Source organism: Brevibacillus antibioticus (genome assembly GCF_005217615.1).
GTDB lineage: Bacteria > Bacillota > Bacilli > Brevibacillales > Brevibacillaceae > Brevibacillus > Brevibacillus antibioticus.
Window position 1 is genome coordinate 4,795,128 of the sequence record NZ_SZNK01000001.1, and the last position, 19,873, is coordinate 4,815,000.

Annotated in this window: 21 protein-coding genes, 1 tRNA gene and 1 other annotated feature (1 of these 23 running past the window's edge); of the genes, 5 read left to right on the forward strand and 17 right to left on the reverse strand. The window is 45.2% G+C overall.

Translation table 11 applies throughout. The annotated features are described in order from the left end of the window. Window positions 1-67 precede the first annotated feature (67 nt). Window positions 68-280: a helix-turn-helix domain-containing protein gene (locus tag E8L90_RS23210; RefSeq protein ID WP_137031540.1), complete on the reverse strand. Its 213-nt coding sequence runs from the start codon at window positions 278-280 to the stop codon at window positions 68-70. A gap of 166 nt (window positions 281-446) precedes the next feature. Here E8L90_RS23210 and E8L90_RS23215 point away from each other — a divergent pair, with 166 nt between their 5' ends. Beyond that, complete coding sequence (locus E8L90_RS23215) at window positions 447-803, forward strand: helix-turn-helix domain-containing protein (RefSeq protein WP_167497617.1); 357 nt, start codon at window positions 447-449, stop codon at window positions 801-803. 101 nt (window positions 804-904) lie between these two features. Here E8L90_RS23215 and E8L90_RS23220 read toward each other — a convergent pair whose 3' ends face one another. Further along, the gene (locus E8L90_RS23220; RefSeq protein ID WP_039960453.1) at window positions 905-1,252 is read right to left on the reverse strand and encodes a winged helix-turn-helix transcriptional regulator; all 348 of its coding nucleotides are present in this window, start codon (window positions 1,250-1,252) and stop codon (window positions 905-907) included. A gap of 197 nt (window positions 1,253-1,449) precedes the next feature. Between E8L90_RS23220 and E8L90_RS23225 the strand changes: the two genes are divergently transcribed. Beyond that, a complete protein-coding gene (locus E8L90_RS23225) occupies window positions 1,450-1,860 on the forward strand; it encodes a DoxX family protein (RefSeq protein ID WP_137031542.1) in 411 nt (136 codons plus the stop codon). A 68-nt stretch (window positions 1,861-1,928) separates the two neighbouring features. On the opposite strand, the gene E8L90_RS23230 is transcribed toward E8L90_RS23225, so the two are convergent. The 3 genes from E8L90_RS23230 to E8L90_RS23240 form a co-directional block, all read right to left on the reverse strand. Beyond that, on the reverse strand, window positions 1,929-2,537 hold the full coding sequence (locus tag E8L90_RS23230; RefSeq protein WP_167497618.1) for a hypothetical protein: 609 nt from the start codon (window positions 2,535-2,537) through the stop codon (window positions 1,929-1,931). 248 nt (window positions 2,538-2,785) lie between these two features. Next, a complete protein-coding gene (locus E8L90_RS23235) occupies window positions 2,786-3,967 on the reverse strand; it encodes a NupC/NupG family nucleoside CNT transporter (RefSeq protein ID WP_137031543.1) in 1,182 nt (393 codons plus the stop codon). 140 nt (window positions 3,968-4,107) lie between these two features. Further along, the gene (locus E8L90_RS23240) at window positions 4,108-4,515 is read right to left on the reverse strand and encodes a RidA family protein (RefSeq protein WP_137031544.1); all 408 of its coding nucleotides are present in this window, start codon (window positions 4,513-4,515) and stop codon (window positions 4,108-4,110) included. 100 nt (window positions 4,516-4,615) lie between these two features. On the opposite strand from E8L90_RS23240, the gene E8L90_RS23245 reads away from it, so the two are divergent. After that, window positions 4,616-5,194 carry a hypothetical protein gene (locus tag E8L90_RS23245; RefSeq protein WP_137031545.1) on the forward strand — a complete coding sequence of 193 codons (579 nt, stop codon included), beginning with the start codon at window positions 4,616-4,618 and terminating at the stop codon, window positions 5,192-5,194. A 217-nt stretch (window positions 5,195-5,411) separates the two neighbouring features. On the opposite strand, the gene E8L90_RS30945 is transcribed toward E8L90_RS23245, so the two are convergent. Next, window positions 5,412-5,576 carry a hypothetical protein gene (locus E8L90_RS30945; protein ID WP_244297361.1) on the reverse strand — a complete coding sequence of 55 codons (165 nt, stop codon included), beginning with the start codon at window positions 5,574-5,576 and terminating at the stop codon, window positions 5,412-5,414. 350 nt (window positions 5,577-5,926) lie between these two features. Here E8L90_RS30945 and E8L90_RS23260 point away from each other — a divergent pair, with 350 nt between their 5' ends. Together E8L90_RS23260 and E8L90_RS23265 are read left to right on the forward strand one after the other, a co-directional pair. Beyond that, window positions 5,927-6,352, forward strand: a complete 426-nt coding sequence (locus E8L90_RS23260; protein WP_137031547.1) for a DUF7832 domain-containing protein — start codon at window positions 5,927-5,929, stop codon at window positions 6,350-6,352. A 205-nt stretch (window positions 6,353-6,557) separates the two neighbouring features. Beyond that, entirely contained in the window at window positions 6,558-7,328 is a 771-nt protein-coding gene (locus E8L90_RS23265; protein ID WP_137031548.1) for a hypothetical protein, read from the forward strand. An 85-nt stretch (window positions 7,329-7,413) separates the two neighbouring features. On the opposite strand, the gene E8L90_RS23270 is transcribed toward E8L90_RS23265, so the two are convergent. The 11 genes from E8L90_RS23270 to guaB all read right to left on the reverse strand — a co-directional run. Beyond that, window positions 7,414-7,953, reverse strand: a complete 540-nt coding sequence (locus tag E8L90_RS23270; RefSeq protein ID WP_425267119.1) for a hypothetical protein — start codon at window positions 7,951-7,953, stop codon at window positions 7,414-7,416. Window positions 7,954-8,066: 113 nt separating this feature from the next. Next, window positions 8,067-8,143: transfer RNA gene (locus E8L90_RS23275), tRNA-Arg, on the reverse strand. Between the two features lie 101 nt (window positions 8,144-8,244). Continuing rightward, the gene (locus E8L90_RS23280; RefSeq protein WP_137031549.1) at window positions 8,245-8,661 is read right to left on the reverse strand and encodes a hypothetical protein; all 417 of its coding nucleotides are present in this window, start codon (window positions 8,659-8,661) and stop codon (window positions 8,245-8,247) included. Window positions 8,662-8,781: 120 nt separating this feature from the next. Then, a complete protein-coding gene (locus E8L90_RS23285) occupies window positions 8,782-10,299 on the reverse strand; it encodes a YcdB/YcdC domain-containing protein (protein WP_137031550.1) in 1,518 nt (505 codons plus the stop codon). Between the two features lie 163 nt (window positions 10,300-10,462). Beyond that, window positions 10,463-11,752 (reverse strand): isocitrate lyase, encoded by a 1,290-nt coding sequence (gene aceA / locus E8L90_RS23290; protein WP_137031551.1) that lies wholly within the window; start codon window positions 11,750-11,752, stop codon window positions 10,463-10,465. A 26-nt stretch (window positions 11,753-11,778) separates the two neighbouring features. Then, window positions 11,779-13,386, reverse strand: a complete 1,608-nt coding sequence (gene aceB / locus E8L90_RS23295) for a malate synthase A (RefSeq protein WP_137031552.1) — start codon at window positions 13,384-13,386, stop codon at window positions 11,779-11,781. Window positions 13,387-13,805: 419 nt separating this feature from the next. Then, the gene (serS, locus tag E8L90_RS23305; RefSeq protein WP_137031553.1) at window positions 13,806-15,086 is read right to left on the reverse strand and encodes a serine--tRNA ligase; all 1,281 of its coding nucleotides are present in this window, start codon (window positions 15,084-15,086) and stop codon (window positions 13,806-13,808) included. 54 nt (window positions 15,087-15,140) lie between these two features. Then, window positions 15,141-15,366 (reverse strand) — a binding site (T-box leader). A 126-nt stretch (window positions 15,367-15,492) separates the two neighbouring features. Then, window positions 15,493-16,068, reverse strand: coding sequence for a pyridoxal 5'-phosphate synthase glutaminase subunit PdxT (gene pdxT / locus E8L90_RS23310; RefSeq protein ID WP_137033570.1), 576 nt, complete (start codon window positions 16,066-16,068; stop codon window positions 15,493-15,495). 10 nt (window positions 16,069-16,078) lie between these two features. After that, window positions 16,079-16,963 carry a pyridoxal 5'-phosphate synthase lyase subunit PdxS gene (pdxS, locus tag E8L90_RS23315; RefSeq protein WP_137031554.1) on the reverse strand — a complete coding sequence of 295 codons (885 nt, stop codon included), beginning with the start codon at window positions 16,961-16,963 and terminating at the stop codon, window positions 16,079-16,081. Between the two features lie 106 nt (window positions 16,964-17,069). Beyond that, a complete protein-coding gene (locus E8L90_RS23320) occupies window positions 17,070-18,386 on the reverse strand; it encodes a D-alanyl-D-alanine carboxypeptidase family protein (RefSeq protein ID WP_137031555.1) in 1,317 nt (438 codons plus the stop codon). A gap of 188 nt (window positions 18,387-18,574) precedes the next feature. After that, window positions 18,575-19,873, reverse strand: partial view of an IMP dehydrogenase gene (guaB, locus tag E8L90_RS23325; RefSeq protein ID WP_137031556.1) — the 3' portion only. 162 nt of this gene lie beyond the right edge of the window; only the last 1,299 of its 1,461 coding nucleotides appear in the window; its start codon lies beyond the right edge, outside the window — the gene reads right to left on this strand; it ends in the stop codon at window positions 18,575-18,577.

Here is a 19,873-nt window from a genome sequence, read left to right on the forward strand (position 1 = left end):
CTCCATATATCCAGCTGCCTTCTATTTGCCTCCCAAGCGTTCAAGCCACCCCACCCCTTTTGCAAAATCAGCAAATCATCCTGATAAAAAGGTCAAGCATGTTGCATCGTAGCTTTTTAGCCAACACTGGCAAATGATTGGCCTTGAAGTCATATTCCCCCTTCTCGTACTTCAAGTATGTCGAAGCATTTCGAAACCCGAGTGCTTCCGCCATTTCTTGCAAGGTCAGCTTGCACTCATTACGCCGTTGCACGATAAACGAGAGGTTGAGTCTTTCCACCAGTTATCCCCTCCTGATTTGCAAAAATGGCAAATATTTATAGTTACATCATATCCTTTCATTTTTAGCAAAGTCAATACAGAATTTGTCATATTAGCAATCCTGTTTTTTCCGTTTTGGAAAATTGTTAGAATGGAATTGCCAAAACGATAAAGGTGGTCTCACGATGTCCATAATTGGTCAACGCATAAAATGGCTGCGCGAACAAAAACAATGGTCACAACTTCAATTAGCTGAAAAGCTGGGCATACATAATACGGTACTTTCGCGGATCGAGTCAGGCGAAAAGAAGGGCGTCGATTTTCATCTGATTTCCAAAGTCGCAGATTTATTTGAAGTATCCACCGATTTTCTCCACGGACGCACGGAGGAACTATCTTGGCAACGCGGTTCTGTCCGGGAAACACCAGCGACTTTCTTAGATGTCGATGGCCTGTCAGAGGACGAGCTGATTGAGGTCAAGCGCCATATTGAATTTTTAAAGTGGAAGGCTTTGCAAGAAAAGAACGAAGACCCTTCGTAAAGATTAACAGATAACAGAAAAACCCCTGTCTCCAGGGGTTTTCATCGTGGCAAGCGTCAGGCGTACTCTCCTGATGCCTTTTTTTTATATAGGCTGCTGTGTTATTCTTCGCTGTCGTTAGCCATTTCGTCTGCATTCAACTCGATCCAGCTCTGCGACCAAGACTCAATTCCTTTGAGCACTGGAGTCAGAGCTTTCCCCATCTCCGTTAAGGAGTACTCTACGCGGACAGGAGCAGAATCAGTAAACACCTGCCGATGCACGAGTCCTTCCTTCTCCAAATCCTTCAAACGCTCAGAAAGTAGCCTTCCGCTTACTGGCAGGGCCCCTTCCAATCCACAAAATCGCTGTGGTCCCGACAACAACTGGTATAGGATTAGACCTGTCCATCGCTTCCCCAACAACTGCATACCTTTTTCGAACTTGGGACAGAGGGTAGACTGTTTCATAGGTATCACCTCATTCTCCTTCCAGTATACTGCTCTTTGTTCCATCCATCAAAACCAATGATGTGAATTAACCTTGAAAATTACACTTACCAATTGTTGGGATTTCACTAAATCACTTGACTCAGAAAATTATTATTGTATACTTACTAACGAAAAGTAACTTTGTTACGCATTTAAATTTTCGGAGGGATTCATACATGTCTAATCGTTTTGAATGGAGCGCACTTATTCTACGTGTGATTGTTGGACTTACTTTTGCCATTCACGGAGTGGCTAAATTCCAAATGGGGCTGGAGAATGTCGCTGGTTTCTTCGGGACCATGGGACTCCCTGCATTCATTGCTTATCTCGTAGCCTTCTTGGAGTTAGTAGGTGGTATTGCCTTGATTCTGGGTCTGGGTACTCGCGTGTTCGCAGGTGCGTTGTCTGTTGTCATGCTTGGTGCTATCTTTACGGCCAAGCTCGCTGCCGGCTTCCTGGGCGGTGAAGGTGGAGCAGGTTATGAATTGGATCTGGCCTTGCTTGCGATGTTGGTTGCTCTTGGCATCAGCGGCAGTTCCAAATTCGCACTGGACGCTATCCTTTTTGGAAAAAGATCGGTTGAGTAAACTCATTGCTAAATATATAAAAGCCAAGCCTGAAGGTCACATTTGAGCGCCTTCTGACTTGGCTTTTTTTATTCTTTTTGCGGTGATTCCTCGATGATTTTTTTATTGATGATCCTTATTTTGTCTGCTGGTGATTTCTCGTCCTTTGCGCTAATAAATACAGAGTTGTCTCCCGCTTCAAAAAACATGACATAATCCTGATCAGCCATGCTCTTCTCTTCACTAACAGGCGCCCCCAAATTTTTACGGATCGTGTCCAGATTTGTTTCATTGAGATGAAGACCAGCCAGATCAATTCCATATACGCGATCTTGCCCATCAAAATAAATGAGCGCAGTCTCTAGCTTCTCAAAGACTTCATAGCGCCCGCCATCCAAATAATCCTGTTTCGTTACCTTGCCGTATAGCGCAGAAACTTCATCCCGCTTCATCCCGATTTGGATATCGAAGCCACTGATTTCGTTTTTGGCGAGTAGCTGCAAAAACTGCCCATCCAGAATAATTTGACGCACGGTAAATGTTTGCTTCTCTTCCTTTTGGTCGCCACCGCTATTTCCCGTTTCTTGCTTCTGCTCGGTTACAGGCTGTTGTTTAGAATCTGTTGAAACACTCGTGTCAGGTGAACAGCCTCCTACAATCAAACCTGCCATTACGGTCATACACACCCATTTTCTCATCCGACTTCGCTCCTTTTCTTCCTCTTGCATGGTTTCATCGCAACTTCGCCGGTTACTCGTCGTTCTTATTTTCGGAGGTCTCTTGCTGATTGGAGTCCTCATAGAGCATAACCACCGTGATTCCCATTTCTTTGATGAAGGATACAATCCGAGAAAGAAAGACGAATATCTCAATTGATAGACGGGAATTCCCATCATTTGGTTACGAAACTGTCCCTAACAAAAAAAGACCCCGGAAAGGGTCCCCTTCACAGCACAATGCTGATGATAATTCCTGACAAAATGCTGACGAGTGTTGCCCCATACAGCAGCTTCAGTCCAAACCGGGCGACGACATTTCCTTGTCTTTCATTCAAGCCTTTTACCGCGCCGACAATCGTCCCGATGGAGCCAAAGTTCGCAAACGAGATCAAAAACACAGACACGATGGCGATCGTTCTTTCGCTCAACTGACCTTGAATCTTCGTAAAATCGAGGATGGCGACAAACTCGTTCGCCACTATTTTAGTAGCCATGATACTTCCCGCTTGTACGGCTTCGTGCCAAGGAACCCCCATAAGAAAAGCGAGGGGAGCAAAAACATACCCTAACAACGCTTGGAACGAGATACCGAATACCGCACTGAATAATCCGTTCACCATCGCAATGATTGCAATAAATCCGAGCAACATCGCGGCAACGACTACAGCTACTTTAAATCCATCCAGAATGTACTCCCCGAGCATTTCAAAGAAGGCCTGTCTTTCTTCTTTTTCTTGATCGAGCAAGTCATCTTCCGGCTTCACTTCATACGGCGTAATAATAGAAGCAATGATAAAACCACCAAATAAGTTGAGTACCAGTGCAGCTACCACATACTCCGGTTTGAGCATGGTCATAAAGGAACCCACGATCGACATAGACACGGTGGACATCGCAGAGGCGCACAACGTGTACAACCTGTTTTCGGGAATGGCACCTAGCTGTTTTTTCACGGTAATAAACACTTCGGACTGCCCGACAATCGCCGAGGCAATCGCATTATACGATTCCAATTTCCCCATGCCATTCACTTTACTCAATACGAGCCCTACGTACTGAATGAATAAAGGGAGGATCCTCGTGTACTGCAAAATGCCTATCAGTGCGGATACGAACACGATTGGCAGCAAAACTTGCAAGAAAAACGGCGTCGTCCCTGGATTCGCAATGCCACCGAAAACAAAATGAATCCCCTCGTAAGCATACTCCAGGAGTACGGAAAAGCTGCTGGCAATGCCTGATATTAAAATGAGTCCAATACTGGTTCGCAACAGTAGCAAGCCAAACACGATCTGAATCAGAATCATGATGAGGATAGAGCGATACCGAATGTGCTTTTTATTACTACTTGCCAGCCAAGCAAGCAAAAATACCGTAATCAAACCTATACCTGCGATGATATAATTCATGCAACCAACTCCAATAGCAAAGATTTAGAGCCGACACGTACCATTGCCGATCCGCTTATCTCGCTCCATAATCTTCCCAAAAGAGCACAAAAAAACCCTCCTGAACGATGAATTATCGAAACAGAAGGGGGATGGGACAACTATATATCTGCAACGGCGATGGCCTCAATCTCGATCAACAGCTCGTCCCTGATGAGCTTGCTCACTTCAACGGCAGAGCTCGCTGGCGGGGTTTCTGCATTCACGTACTGATCTCGGATCTCACGGACAATGTGCATCTTGGAGATGTCAGTCAAGAAAAAAGTCAATTTGACTACATGATCAAAGCTGGTTCCTGCCGCTTCTAGAGCGTATCGGATATTTTCAAAAACTTGCTTCGTCTGTACAGCTAAATCGCCTGTGCCGACCACTTGGCCTTCCTTGTTGAGAGCCACCTGACCCGATACATAAATCGTCCGTGCGTTGCGAACCTCCACCGCATGGGTGTAGCCAAACGTAGGTGGCATTGTTTCAGGGTTGATGAATGTGATTCGCTTATCATTTTGCATCCGACATTCTCCTCCGATTCACATTTGTTGGTGAACCATTTTATTATACCCGAAAATTCTGACCATTCTTCGAGTTCTTAAAGAAAGAGAGGAAAGCCTCATGATTATTACATGTGATGCTTACTGCAACATGGGCTATATTTATTTGCAGCAACCCGATAAGGAAATGATAGATTATCAAAAGGAGAAGGATAACAAGGTTAGCCGTTATCTCGATCCTTCCTTGTTGCACATCCCGTTAGTCGTTGATTTCAACAGGGGAAAGCTGTTGGATGACATGCGTTTATCCACGAAAACGTACGAGAAGGCGGTTGACGATGAGATCGTTGAGGAATACCAGAACGATCTCGATGAGCAAGGCTACATGACAGGGATTGAACTGAATTTATCCAAAGACAAGCTGGTTCACTTGTTAGAAAATAAAGCGTTTGTAGTTTATCGCACTGAGTGGAAAGGTCTACCCTCTCACCTGGTTACATTGGATATGGATCACAAAGTCTTTGATTCGAGCAATGTAATTTATCCTCTGAATGAGAAGCAGGATGCGTTCGTGATCATTGAAGTTATGGGAGAATATCAAATTGGGTTAGTGAAGGCGTTACTAACAAGAAGAAATGATTTATATCCCGTCGAGTACTTGTTAGCTCCGCAGTTTATTTTAAGTGAGTATACGTTATAGAATGGAATGAATAACCCGTCTCCAGCTAGGCTGAGGGCGGATTTTTGCTTATCAATGGTTGTTTTTAAATTGATCAAACAGCCCGCTTCCAGAGCTTTTTGGCTGTTCTTTTTTGTTTGCGGCTTCAAATTGCTGAAACAGTCCGTTGAATCGGTGTTCTTTCAGGCTTTACAGGCTTTTTCTTTCTCGTATGGTTGTATTTTTCTTAATGACATTGTTAGGAGGTTGCCTCTTCTTCTTGTTTTTCTATCCGCATCTTTTGGACAACCTGTTCAAAATCGCGAACCTTATATCCTTCTTCAACAGACGACAGGTTCTTTACAAACCCAACTGAACGGCTTCCATAATAGATAAAATGTCGCAGGGCATTGTTCACTGTCATCTGATATATGTATCCTGTCGGGACTCCTGAATCTTGGATTTTTTTTTTCGATCTCGTTCAAAAGATCAGGAGAAGTCGGATCAATCATTTGGTCATATTCCAAAACGAGCTTCTGCCTGAACTACTGGAGCTAGACGAACTTGAGCCTCTAGATGACGCAAGCTCTACAGGAAGGATTACTAGACTAATCAATGGTTCTCTCTACATAACAGTTAAATACTACCATTTCGCATCACGTCAATGCTACAAAATTCCTACCCTTCCTTCTTCATCCCCTTTTGACTTTTTACGATTACATCTATCCTGTATAATTTTTGAAAAACGGGCAAATAGAAAGAGAGGATTCGCTAGTGACAACGGTATACGATAAGGCGAAATATCATTACGAAAACTTTGAGGAGGATCTTCCTCAAAAACAGGCATACGTGCATACAGGCTTTTTCATTGGCTGGTTGATTGAAAAGGATATGGTTAGCGAGGACTTTAAAAAGAGTTTTGAAAACCAAATCGCTGATTTTAAACAAAGGAAGCTGACTGGTCCTGAAGTTTATGAGAAGACGGGTGGAGTATTTGCTAAAGACATGCTGAATGAAGAAGGAAACCAGTTCGCGATGTTTTACTTCGATTTCGATACGGGGGAGTATCGCTATCATTATCTAGAGGCGTTTGATTGCGAGCCAAGTGTGTATCACGTGGAAGATACTTGGGAGAATTACGACCATATTAAAGATTGGATCGACAATGAGTACGAGTACTGGTGCCAGAAAAATGATTAAGACCGCGTAACGCGTAATCCCTCCTACCAAATTGGCAGTACAATTCGCAGTAATAGACGAAAATTCTCATGTCCATTCCTTAGTGTTTCGAGCAGTTCCCTAGCGACTGTTTGCAATGTTTGCAAAATGGAACCCTTCTCAGTCGAGAAGGGTTCGAATATCACTCCAAAGGTAATTTGTATTCAATAATAGAAAGAGGGATTTTTTGGAACTTTTACAACAAAAGGAGATGATTAAAATAAAAAATTTTTTAACTTACGCTTTATTTCTAATTGTTATATTTGGAGTCGGATTAATTGGATGTTCTTCAAACAATCAGACAACTACTGATTCTGTAGGCTCATACAGTAACCAAAATCAAAACCGGGAAGAACTGATTATCACAAATGAAAGTGACACGATTACCATTCCAATTGAACAAATCCCTACTATCCGTACATATTTAGAAGAATACACTACCAGTGCATCTGAACGAAAAACTGAAATAGATCGCATGAGAGTTAACCCACTCCCTAATCCCAACGCTACCTACGCAGTAATAAGTTACAGTTGTGGAATAAAGTTATGTGACAATGTTCTTGTAAACTATAAAAATGATCAGGTCACATCTATCCCCCTCCCGCAATCAAGCTTTTTTCAGGAGGCCCTATTTACGGTCGATAACAAATATTTAGCTATAAAACTCGGGAAAAATGAAGGATCAACTGTAAGCAAAAGTAGTGTAGTGATAATTGACACTGTCGAAACTAAGAACGCGGAGTTTCAAAATAATAGCGAAATAATCAACCAGATAACTAATGGAAATTTCACCGTACCCATTCGTAGTTTGCAGTGGCAAAATGATACAACGTTAAAAGTAACGATTCCCGATATAAAGGACTACTCGTTTCAAAATATTGAAAAATGGATTAACGGGGAAAGTGAAACTAAAACCAAAGAAGTAAAAATTACTTTGGCGAGTATTCCAAATGAGTAACCTAGAATATTGATGAGACAAATGTTACTTTTGGGACGTCCACTCCTATTTAAAGTGAACGTTCTCTCTATGTTTGTTATCTTCATTATTTCTTCAGGATGAAATCAGACATGACTGCCTTTTCCCATTGAATTCCTTTTATACCTACATTGGTGTAAAGCGTTATGTAGTTCGCATCTTCAATTACCGCTTTCAAATGAAAATTCATGTCCTTGGGCTGCAAATATTCATCATACAGCTTTTGGTAGTTGGGATCGTTCTTTTCTTTTGCGGCTTTGATGTAGTCCACGGTGCCAGGGTCTTTCTCAAAGTTTTTGTACTTCACTTGATACCCGAATGTCGCTTCTACTTTTCCGTCCACTGTCTTCTCTTCATAATCCGATAGTGTAAACTCCAGCAGCTCATAGTAAGGGGAGAAAGCTTTCTTGCTCTCTTCTTCCATATAGCTCGCGATTTGGTTATAGGTTGAAGAGTTATCGACCGATTGTTTCGGTTTTGTCCCAGTATTCTGTACTTCTTTTACAGGTGGCGAGGCTGTCTGATTTTGTACGCCCGCATCTGAGCTGCAACCGCTGAAGAAAACCGCTAATGCCATAGCCATACATCCTACAGTCACTTTTTTCAAAAGAAATCCCCCCTTATTTCGTTCGTCATTTGATATACGTTATACATTTCAAGCATGCTACACGTCTCAACAAAAAAAGAAAAAACCTTGATACACCAAGGTTTTTTCTTCGATGGCGTCCCCGAGAGGATTCGAACCTCCGACCTACAGTTTAGGAAACCGTTGCTCTATCCTGCTGAGCTACGGGGACGTGATACTTACATTCACTTCCATTATAGTGAGATTGCTCGTTTTTAGCAATCAAGGACCAGGGTGAATATGCCCTGGTCCTTCTTCATCTCTGTCCATTCATCACCGTTTTTCTTGTACGCCTTCAAGTACAGCTCCGGTTATCGCTTCAATAGATGTCTCGATTCCTTTTTCCTTGTTCACATGGTATACAAGAAGCGGCTGCATGTCAGCTGTGCCGTTCCAGATATATGCAAGTGCCAGCGACTTGTTTTTTTTCATTGTTGCCTCAGCAGCTTCCTTGGAAATCGCTTTGGCAGGGTCGGGGAAGCTAGTGGCTTGTTGCCCAAATGAACCTGACATGCCTACAACTTCTCCCGTGCCTGTATCGACAATCACCTCATAAGTGTGGTCGATTACGGAGATACCCTGATACATCTTGTTAAAATGGAATCGGATCTCTGCTGCTTCCCTTTTGATGCCTGTCAACTCCAGCTCTTTGATCGACTCGTCCAGGTAACGTTGCAGATGCTCAATCACAGATGGTAAGAATTAAACAGTCAGGTAGTGTTGTTGATAGATACTTCTCATTTTTTGATTGAGGTCGTCATCCATGCGCACATCCTCCTTTCCCGTATGTTGTTCGATCCTTGATCAAGATCAGTCGGTTTTTTTATCCTTATCTTGAATAATTTTTCCAGTAGATGCATCTATTTGACCATCGAACCATTTATACTCGCTCGCTAGTTTGTATACCAAGACCGCTTGGTTGCCGTTATTTTCAGGATAAAAATACTCCAGTTGAAATTGCTTCAGGTATTCCTGAGCTGCCTGTTCTGCAGTGACTCCTGCCTTTAGATCAGGTAACTGTTCGACGAAATCCGTTTCGCTGGTCGTTCCCATCGTCATGACCTTTCCGTTTACGATGTTGACATAGAAGCTTCTGTCGTTTACGGGTATCCCTTGATGCATCTTGACGAATTCAAATTGGAATGTCCCACGTTCCTCTCCTTTCAGAAAACTTGTATCACTGATTTCCATCATTTCCTCTATATCAGTTGGTACATATTTTTCCATTTCCTTGATGGCCTGCGCGCGTGCTTCTTCCCTCGTCATACTATTTTTCTCGATTATTCTCGGTACTTGTTTAGAAAAGGACAGAATCTCTCCTGTTTTCTCCATTACTTTTACTTCCGTTTCATCGTCTGTATCTTCCTTCCATATAAATGCCTTGACCCCCGTTTTCGGAAAACTCTCTTCCTCCCATTCCTCTGCTTTTATGTCTACGTTATGTTCCTGTTTCACGTAAGCGGAAACGTCCTCTTTTGTTTTTGCTGTCAGTTTTTTAGCTTGCGGCGTAACTTTAATGAGTTCTCCTGTCAGGTTATACTTCTGTTGTGGGACGTCCAAGGGCTTCCCTGTCGTTGCATCCAGATACCCTGAAAACATGGGCTCATACGTAAGCAGCTTCTTATCTGCCCAATAGGTCAACTTCAAGTGGGAAGCAACTGTTTTTATCATTTGTTCCTTTGACAATGCTTCTTTTGGTTGGGGAAAAGAGGTCTTTTCGAATGAAGGGGTCTCGTAGGAAAATTCGGAATCCGGTACATGAACGGAACCACCAGACACAACCTCCCCTTTGGCATTGAGCTTGATACCTACACTCAGATTCGGATACAGTAAACCATTTATTGATTTAGAAAAGACAACACCGTGCTGTTCCGTAAAGGTTGGATTAAGCTGATAACCATCCATATCTGCACCGTACCACTCTTTCAAAAAGGCAGTTGCCTTTTCTTTCGACTCCTTCCACGTTGGTATCTTTCCGTCTTGTGTTTCTTCGTCGAGCCTGAAACCAATTAATTTCCCAGAGTTCGCTTCAAATTGCATCTGTACCATTGGATTTTCTTGGTCCTTCTCTTTTCTAAGCTGAACAAAGATGATGTTGGCCCTCTCTTTATCAACCGTTACCGTTTTGAACGTATACTCCTTGAGATACGGTAATAGCTTCCCGGCTTTGGCTAGTGATTCCTCTACCTTTTTCATGACATCATCCGCTACATTTGCTTGATTTGCTGCTGCCAGATACTCTCCTTGCTGGGCTGACGCTACAGGTGTTGAGACCAGCACACACATGGCTCCCATCATACAAACTGCCTGCGAAATTGTTTTCTTCATAGGTTACTCTCCTTTTTATTGGTTACGTGGATGCTGCATGATCTTTTTTGTACATTGACTTATTCGTAAAAACATTCAAAAGGTTACAATTTCCAGAAAAACAAATTTAAGGATCCAAACAAAAAAACCTTACTGTACAAGCTAAGGTTTTCTTGTATCTTTTTTAGTTATGAGCGAATTGCTCCTCTTCAGTAGACCCGCTGAGCGCAGTCGTGGAGGAATTGCCGCCAGAGATAACTTGCGCAACCTCATCGAAATACCCGGTACCCACTTCACGCTGATGACGAGTCGCCGTATAGCCATGTACTTCGCTGGCAAACTCAGCCTGCTGCAATTCAGAGTAGGCTGCCATTCCGCGGTCACGATAGCCGCGCGCCAGTTCAAACATGCCGTAATTCAGGGAGTGGAAGCCAGCAAGTGTGACAAATTGGAACTTGTAGCCCATCTCACCGATCTCTTCCTGGAAGCGAGCGATGGTCTGTTCATCCAGCTTCTTTTTCCAGTTGAAGGATGGGGAGCAATTGTAAGCTAACAGCTTGCCCGGGTATTTGGCATGGATCGCTTCCGCAAAACGGCGTGCTTCCTCTAGATTCGGCTCAGAAGTCTCGCACCAGATCAAATCTGCATAGGGAGCATATGCAAGGCCACGGGCAATCGCTGCATCCAATCCACCGCGTAAACGGAAGAAGCCTTCTGCTGTTCGTTCACCTGTCAGGAATGGTTTATCCTGCTCGTCGATGTCGCTGGTGATCAAGAAAGCGCCATTGGCATCGGTACGTGCCACGATAATCGTCGGAACTCCCATCACATCTGCCGCAAATCGGGCGGAAATCAGGTTACGGACGGCTGCTTGCGTCGGAATCAGTACCTTCCCACCCATATGGCCGCATTTTTTCTCGGAAGCCAGCTGGTCTTCAAAATGCACCCCTGCTGCACCCGCTTCAATCATACCCTTCATCAATTCGAAGACGTTCAGCGGCCCACCAAAGCCCGCTTCTGCGTCCGCTACGATCGGAGCAAACCAATTCGTCTCGGTACCCCCTTCTGATTGATCGATCTGATCCGCCCGTTGCAATGCCTGATTAATTCTTTTTACGACTTGTGGAACACTATTTGCCGGGTAGAGGCTTTGATCAGGATACATTTGACCAGACAGATTGGCATCGGCCGCTACCTGCCAGCCACTCAAATAAATCACTTTTAGTCCCGCCTTTACCTGCTGAATCGCTTGATTCCCGGTCAAAGCCCCCAACGCTTTAATATGGTGCTCGGTATGCAAGAGGCCCCACAGACGCTCTGCCCCTAGACGAGCCAGCGTATGCTCGATTTGTATAGAGCCGCGCAAACGAACGACACTTTCTGCCGTATACGGGCGTGTAATTCCCTGAAACCGCTCCCCCTGCCAGCTCTGCTCCACCTGTTGAATCGCTTCTTGCTTGTTTACTTTCGTCATTTTCATTTCCCCCACTCTTTTTAATTTTACAAATAGCGATAACCCGGTACTGTTAGGAAGTCCTCAAAATCTTCTGACGTTACCAATTGCAAGAACAGATCACCAGCAATCGGATACTTGCTGTTGTCGTACCTCTCTTGGCCAATTGCCTGCTTGATTGCTTGCAGCTCCTCACTCAACCACTGCTTTATCAAGCCTTCTGTCACCTTTCTCCCATCCTGCAAGGCTCCGTGACGATGACGAATCCATTGCCAGACTTGTGCCCGCGAAATTTCTGCTGTAGCCGCATCCTCCATCAGATTGTTGATCGGCACAGCCCCAGAGCCTCGCAACCAAGCCTCGATGTACTGCATGCCTACGCTTATGTTCGTACGAACACCCGCTTCTGTAATCGTGCCCTCTGGGACTGCCAGAAGATGTTTAGCAGATACGTCTACGTCTTCACGTTTGTACCAGATTTGGTTCGGCTCTCTCATCAAGCGATCGAATACTTCCATGGCTACTGGCACTAGCCCAGGGTGAGCAACCCACGTCCCATCATGTCCATCGTACGCTTCCCGCTCTTTGTCAGCGCGCACTTTGGCGATAGCTTCTGCATTTTGTACTGGGTCATTTTTCACCGGAATTTGTGCAGCCATTCCGCCAATGCAAGGCGCCAGACGTTTATGGCAAGTCTTCACAGCCAGCGTGGTGTATGCTTTCATGAACGGAACTGTCATGGTTACTTGCGCACGATCCGGTGTAATCACATCTGGCTGATTCCGCAGCTTTTTGATATAGCTGAAAATGTAATCCCAACGTCCGCAATTCAGTCCTGCACTATGCTCGCGCAGCTCATACAGAATCTCATCCATCTCAAAAGCCGCGAGAATCGTTTCGATTAATACTGTCGCGCGAATTGAGCCGCGTGGAATATTTAATTCATCCTGCGCGAAAAGGAAGATATCGTTCCAGAGGCGGGCCTCCAAATGGCTCTCCAGTTTCGGTAAGTAGAAATACGGTGCTGTCTGATTCGCGATAAGAGCATCTACGTTGTGATAAAAGTAAAGTCCAAAGTCAAGCAGGCTGCCGGAGATCGGTTTTTGATCAAGGAGGATGTGCTTTTCTTCAAGATGCCAGCCACGAGGACGCACGATCAAAACCGCTGTCTTTTCATTGAGGGTGTATGATTTGCCTTGTGGACTGATGTAAGAGATATTGCGGCGTACTGCATCCTTCATGTTGATTTGGCCTTGGATGGTGTTCTCCCAGGTCGGTGAGTTCGCGTCCTCAAAATCAGCCATGAAAAGCCGAGCACCCGAGTTCAGTGCATTGATGACCATTTTCCGGTCACCCGAAGGTCCTGTAATCTCCACCCGTCTGTCCTGCAAATCTTTGGGCAATGGAGCAACAGTCCAATCTCCTTTACGAATGTCCGCTGTTTCCTGTAGAAAATCGGGCAGTTGCCCTGCATCGATCTGCAATTGACGCTCCACGCGTTTAGCCAACAATTGTTGGCGTCTGTCGCCAAACCTTTGCTCCAGCTTCATCACGAATTGAATCGCTTCTGGTGTCAGGATATCTTGATAACCGGGGTGCATTTCACCGGAAATCTGCACCTCCAGCGGATATGGATTCGTTGGTACGGTAGTCAAAAGAGCTCCTCCTCCCTCACCCTAAAGTTATTATGATACAGATCAATAAAAAGTTTTTTATTATATAACAGTAGTGACAAAAAAATGTCCTTACTCCTGATACCCGCTGCCACTGCAATGGCTGCAGCTTACATGCCCGTCTCCCAAGCAGTTGTGGCAAGCCGCTCCGTTGGCATCATGACCAACGCCTCCACATCTTGGGCAATTTTGTTCTCCATTTCCTTCACACCGATAGCAGTCCATTCCCCATTCCTCCATTTCTGTATTAAAACAATATTCTTAAAATTTGTTTTTATTATATAACAGAGATTAGTACAGTGCAACACGTTTTTTAAAATATTCAACCTGTATTAGTACACAATATAAAACAGCCCTTGACCCGTTATAGATCAAGAGCTGCTTTTCAAATCTAGTGCTTATTACTTAGGTGCAATCTTGTCTACTCCGCCCATGTACGGACGAAGAGCTTCAGGAATCACGATTGCTCCGTCTGCCTCTTGGTAGTTCTCCAAGATCGCTGCTACGGTACGTCCAATCGCCAAACCAGAACCATTCAATGTATGCACAAATTCCGGCTTCGATTTCGTATCGCGACGGAAACGGATATTGGCACGGCGCGCTTGGAAATCTTCAAAGTTCGAGCAAGACGAGATTTCACGGTATGTGCCTCCGCTTGGAATCCAAACCTCGATGTCGAATTTCTTCGCAGCCGTAAATCCAAGATCGCCCGTGCACATGCTCAGGACACGGTATGGCAGTCCAAGCAGTTGAAGCACCTTTTCAGCGTTTTTCACCAGCTTGTCGAGCTCATCATAAGACTCTTCTGGTTTCACGAATTTCACCAGCTCAACTTTGTTGAATTGATGCTGACGAATCAACCCACGCGTATCACGGCCAGCAGAACCCGCTTCCGAACGGAAACATGCGCTGAAAGCAGTGTAGTAGCGCGGGAGATCGGCTCCATCCATGATTTCATCACGATGCATATTGGTGACTGGCACCTCTGCCGTTGGAATCAGGAAGTAATCAGGTCCCTCGATTTTGAATGCATCCTCTTCGAACTTAGGCAATTGACCTGTTCCCGTCATGCTCGTACGGTTGACGATATACGGCGGGATCACTTCTTCATAGCCATGCTCATTCGAGTGCAGATCCATCATGAAGTTCATCAGTGCGCGCTCCAGACGTGCGCCCAAGCCTTTATAGAAAACAAAACGGCTTCCTGTTACTTTTGCCGCCGTTTCAAAATCGAGGATGCCTGCTTGGCTAGCCAGCTCCCAGTGAGGCTTAATCTCGAAGTCAAATGCACGTGGCTCTCCCCATGTCCAGGCGAGCACGTTATCGTCTTCTGTTGTACCGATCGGCGTGCTTTCATGCGGAAGGTTCGGGAGGCTCAGCAATATGAACTCGAGCTGTTCATCCAGTTGGCGCAGCTCTTCATCCAAAGCCTTGATGCGCTCATTTACTTCTTTCATTTCCGCGATTAGATGGTCTGCATTTTCCTTATTGCGTTTCATAACCGCTACTTGCTCAGATACCGTGTTACGCTTATTTTTCAGCGCCTCTGCTTCTTGGATGATTTGGCGACGCTTTTCATCTACTTCTACAAATTGATCCAACGCAGAAATATCCTCATTACGGTGAGCCAAACGGCGTTTTACTTCTTCTAGATCCTGGCGTAATACTTTTACGTCCAACATGTGTAAATCCCTCCGAATCGTATTGAAAAAAAAACAAAAAACACCCATCCCCTGGTAAGGGACGAGTGTTGTATACCCGCGTTGCCACCCTCGTTGACACATGCAGCATTCCTTCATGCATATGTCCACTCTTCCGTCATAACGGGACGGTTCCGGGCAAAGTTGTTGTTCCTTTGCCACTCCGAGATGGATTCCCTCACATAACCGGATCGGTTCGCACCTACCACCGACTCTCTAGGCCTGGCTCTTGTGAAGTACTTGTTCTCATCATCGCATTCTCATTCATGAATACTATTATTGTTAACTGTACTACAGGTTCTATACGTATGTAAAGAGCAGCCCGCCCCGATATTTACAGAAAAAAGAAGATCGGCACCTTTTCACGGCCGATCTTCCGGTATGACAGCTAGCTTCTGTATTCCCTGACCATGTCGAGGAAGTATTTGTGCAGTCTTGTATCTTCGGTCAATTCTGGGTGAAAGGCTGCTGCCAAATAGTGACCGCTTCGGGCGACAACAATCTTGTCTTCGTACTTGGCCAAGACTTGACCGTTCTCTCCCAGTTCCATGATATACGGTGCCCGGATGAACACTGCCGGGTAATCTGCCCCCACATCGGCAACAGGCATCAAGACTTCAAAGCTCTCCTTTTGGCGACCAAAAGCATTCCGTTCGACTTTGATATCCATCAAGCCTAAATGGCAATCGTCTTGCCCTTGAATCCGTTTCGCCAGAAGAATCGCTCCTGCGCAAGTTCCAAAGATCGGTTTGTTCGCCTTACCGAACTCTTGAACCGCCTCCATGAATCCGTACTTGTGCATCAGCTTGCTAATCGTGGTGCTCTCTCCGCCGGGAATGACCAGCCCGTCTAGGTCGTCCAATTCTTCTACTTTTTTGACTGAGATAGCAGCGGCACCAACTTCTTCTAGTAGTCGCACATGTTCTGCTACAGCTCCTTGTAGAGCGAGTACACCGATTTTCATGCTACTCACCTTACCAGCCCCGCTCTTGCATGCGATCAGCTTCACGGATTTTGGAGATTTCGATTCCTGGCATTGCTGTTCCCAGACCTTTAGATACGCGAGCAATCAGTTCGTAATCTGTGTAGTGGGTGGTTGCTTCCACAATCGCGCGGGCAAACTTCTCTGGATTCTCTGATTTAAAGATACCAGAGCCAACAAACACGCCATCGGAGCCCAATTGCATCATCAAGGCAGCATCTGCTGGTGTTGCTACTCCACCTGCTGCGAAGTTTACAACTGGCAGCTTACCTGTTTTGTGTACCTCTTCAAGCAGTTCGTATGGGGCACCCAGGTTTTTGGCTTCTGCCATCAGTTCATCGTAGGACATTGCTTGTACTTTGCGGACTTGTGACATCATCGTGCGCATGTGACGAACAGCCTCTACAATGTTTCCGGTTCCTGGCTCACCTTTTGTGCGGATCATGGATGCACCTTCCCCGATACGGCGGAGGGCTTCACCCAGATCACGGGCGCCACATACAAACGGTACGGTGAACTCTTTTTTATTGATATGGTACAAGTCATCTGCTGGAGTGAGTACTTCACTCTCATCGAGATAATCCACACCCAGAGATTCGAGAACACGGGCTTCAACAAAATGACCGATACGAGCCTTGGCCATAACAGGGATCGAAACAGCATTCAGTACTTCCTCTACAATGCTAAGGTCAGCCATACGCGCAACTCCACCAGCTGCACGAATGTCAGACGGTACACGTTCCAAAGCCATTACAGCAACAGCACCCGCTGCTTCTGCAATTTTCGCTTGTTCAGCATTCACGACGTCCATAATGACGCCGCCTTTTTGCATTTCAGCCATACCTCTTTTAACGCGGGACGTTCCTACTTGTACCATTACAAATACCCCCTACATCATGAGTCAGAACCGAAACTGTTATGCGGTGTTATGGTTCCTGTTACCGTCATTGTAAACGATAGATGTAGGGGAAAACAATAGTTATTTAATTTCCGGTTCCACTGCTAAACAAATTGCTGAAAAACTCTACAATGCTGCGGAAGAACAGACGAATCCAGCTCGCTTCCTCTACTGCCTGTCCTGCAACGATATCCACGCCTACTTTTGCTGCATCTTCAGGCTGCAAGTAATCCGATTCCTTCATACCTTCTTCTTTCAAAACGATCTTACCAACCACTTGTCCTTGCTGGATCGGTGCGGTTAGCTCCTGGAAGGTAACAGTTGGTGTGTATTTTGCTTCCGTACCGGTTTTTGTGATCATATTTACTTCGTTGCTGGTAACAACTGGTACAGTTACCTCTACACCGTTTTTCACAGGAGCTGTTTCAAATCCTTTGACTGGTACATTCTTGTCTATTTGTTTCGTGAGTTTGAAATTGCCAAAACCGTAGTCAAACAGTTTTCTCGTCTCACCAAAACGCTTTACCTCGGTGCCTGCATTCATCACAACGCTAATCAAACGCATGTTGTCGCGAACGGCCGTACCTGTAAAACAAAAGCCTGCTGCATTTGTATGCCCCGTTTTTAATCCGTCTACACCTGGGTAAGAGCTAATCAGACTAGGCAGCATCCAGTTATAGTTTTTCTTGCTCCACTCTTTTGGTGTACCTGTACGGAAGGTGAAGATTGGTTTTTTGGAGGTCTCCAACGCATCCGGGAAATCGTGAATCAGCGCACGAGCAAGGATCGCTGCATCACGAGCAGACATCAAGTTTTCTGTTTGATCGGTCTGAACAGAGTATGGACCCAACTCATTGGCTGGCAAACCAGTAGAAGTGACGAACGAAGTATTTTTCATACCAAGCTCTGCCGCCTTTTTATTCATCAGTTCAACAAAGGCTGGCTCACTGCCTGCAATCCTCTCAGCCAAAAGTACAGTAGCGTCATTGGCCGATACGATTGCCATCGCTTCGTACAATTGTTTAACTGTAAAGGATTCGCCTAAATTCAAATACACACCAGATGAGTCAGAAATTTTAGCGATATGAAACGCATAATCACTTACAGGAACGACATCATCCCATTTCATTTTCTTTTGCTTGATGGCATCATGAACCAGATATTCGGTCATTATTTTACTCATACTCGCAGGCGGAAGTGCTACGTCAGGGTCTTTGCTATAGAGAACCTTTCCCGTCGATGCCTCAACAAGAATGGCTGACTTCGCTTCCAGTTGTAGATTCGCTTGAGATGCTACAGGGGCGGCTTCCACCTTTGAAACCATTCCTCCCATTGCTGTAGCAAAAACAGCGACAGAAAGGAACAGACCCGTCAATCGCTTTGTCCATGTCTTTCGCTTCATGTAATCTCTCACTCTCCTATTTCTGTCGATTTCATTTTTTCATGAAACAAGCACACAATTGTAAGTGTACCATAGGTTGCAGGGTGGCTTGAAGCAAGATTCCCCCTATTTCCATATGTTAGTAGCTAGTAAAAATCCCCTCTCTTTATAAAAGAAAGGGGACGTAGGTCTTCCGTACCATTTTTCGATTAGGAAATCGAGTAGTTAGGTGATTCTTTTGTAATTTGTACATCGTGTGGGTGGCTCTCACGCAAGCCAGCGCCGGTAATGCGAACGAACTGGGAGTTTTGAATCAAATCTTCGATGGTCTTCGCTCCGCAGTATCCCATACCTGCACGCAGTCCACCAATCAACTGATACGTGACATCTGCCAATGGGCCTTTGTAAGGAACACGGCCTTCGATCCCTTCCGGAACGAGCTTCTGTGCGTTCTCTTGGAAGTAACGGTCCTTACTACCGGCTTTCATCGCGCCAATTGATCCCATTCCGCGATATACCTTGAAACGACGACCTTGGAAAATCTCGAATTCGCCTGGGCTTTCTTCTGTACCGGCGAACAGACTGCCGATCATGATCACAGAAGCACCTGCACCAATTGCTTTTGGCAAATCACCGGAGTATTTAATGCCGCCGTCGGCAATAATTGGAATATTGTACTCTCGCGCAACCTGTGCACAATCGTGGATCGCTGTAATTTGAGGAACCCCGATACCTGCTACGACACGAGTTGTACAAATGGAACCAGGACCGATACCAACCTTCACCACAGATGCGCCAGCTTCGATCAGATCGCGAGTAGCTTGTCCAGTTGCAACGTTTCCTGCGACGATTGTGAGCGTTGGGTATTCTTTGCGAACTGCTTTTACCGTTTCAAGTACGCCTTTGGAATGGCCATGAGCGGTATCGATTACTAAAACGTCCACACCAGCTTGTACAAGTGCTGCTGCACGCTCAAACGTGTCTGCAGATACCCCAACAGCAGCACCACATAGCAAGCGGCCTTGGTTATCTTTTGCTGCATTTGGGTATTGGATTGCTTTTTCAATATCTTTAATCGTAATAAGTCCACGCAGAGTGTTATTCTCATCCACCAATGGAAGCTTTTCGATCTTATGTTGTTGCAGAATCAGTTCTGCCTGTTGCAGTGTAGTACCGACAGGAGCCGTCACCAGATTTTCCTTGGTCATAACCTCTTTGATCTTGATGGAGAAGTCATGCACAAAGCGCAGATCACGGTTGGTGAGAATTCCAATCAGTTTTTGATTCGCATCGACAATCGGAACACCAGAGATACGATATTTACCCATGAGAGCATTCGCTTCTTCTACGGTATGCTCTTGGGTCAAAGAGAATGGATTGGTAATAACGCCACTCTCAGAGCGTTTTACACGGTCTACTTCACTTGCTTGCTGCTCAATGGACATGTTTTTATGGACAATCCCGATACCACCTTGGCGAGCCATGGCAATTGCAAGTCCAGACTCCGT